Source organism: Psychrobacter sp. 1U2 (assembly GCF_051847575.1).
In genome coordinates, this window is the sequence record NZ_JBPYDC010001066.1 from 1 (window position 1) to 720 (window position 720).

General features: G+C 43.6%; 1 protein-coding gene and 1 pseudogene. One reads left to right on the forward strand and one right to left on the reverse strand.

Annotated elements, in window-relative coordinates; all coding sequences use genetic code 11:
• The coding region (locus ACS8FD_RS20410; protein WP_439277209.1) for a dihydrodipicolinate reductase C-terminal domain-containing protein at positions 1-168 on the forward strand (168 nt) is incomplete at its 5' end.
• A 194-nt stretch (positions 169-362) separates the two neighbouring features.
• Here ACS8FD_RS20410 and ACS8FD_RS20415 read toward each other — a convergent pair.
• Positions 363-720 (reverse strand): annotated as a pseudogene (locus ACS8FD_RS20415) (type III PLP-dependent enzyme); the annotation flags it as partial.

Below are 720 nucleotides of genomic sequence, written 5' to 3' on the forward strand. Positions count from 1 at the left end.
GGTGATCATACGGTCATGTTTATCGCGGATGGCGAAGTGGTTGAGATTACCCATCGAGCCCGCGCACGCATGACCTTTGCCGCTGGAGCCGTACGCGCAGCGACTTGGATTATTCAGCAGCAAGCTGGACAATACAATATGCAGGATGTATTGGGTTTAAATGAGTAGTTATCATCTGTAACTTAAAAATGATTTAAAACATTAACCAGTCCTAAGCCTTAATGAATAGCCATTGCATATCTATCATCACTGCGTAGACCATAAGGGTCAGAGTTTTTCAGGTTAGTAAACAAGCTATATAAAAAAGGGCGGTACTGTTCATCACAGTACCGCCCTTTTCTATCAATAATACCGACGAAATCTCAGTCAATATAGACCACTTCTAACGGCGGAAAGCCATTAAACTCAACAGACGAGTATGAGTTGGTATAAGCACCAGTCGTTAGCCAATAGATTTTATCACCAACTTCTAACTCTTCTGGCAATTGATAACCTGCTTCTTCATACATGATATCAGTCGAATCACATGTTGGGCCTGCCAGTACGACTGTGCCTTCACTGGTCGATGTTTCCATTTTTGGCGTATAGACCGGATATTTTATCGCTTCACCCAAGGTTTCGATCAAACCTTGAAACAAGCCGACATCAGTGTATACCCAGCGGGCTAAATCAGTATGCGACTTACGCGAGATGAGTACCACGTCACTGACTAAGACCCCT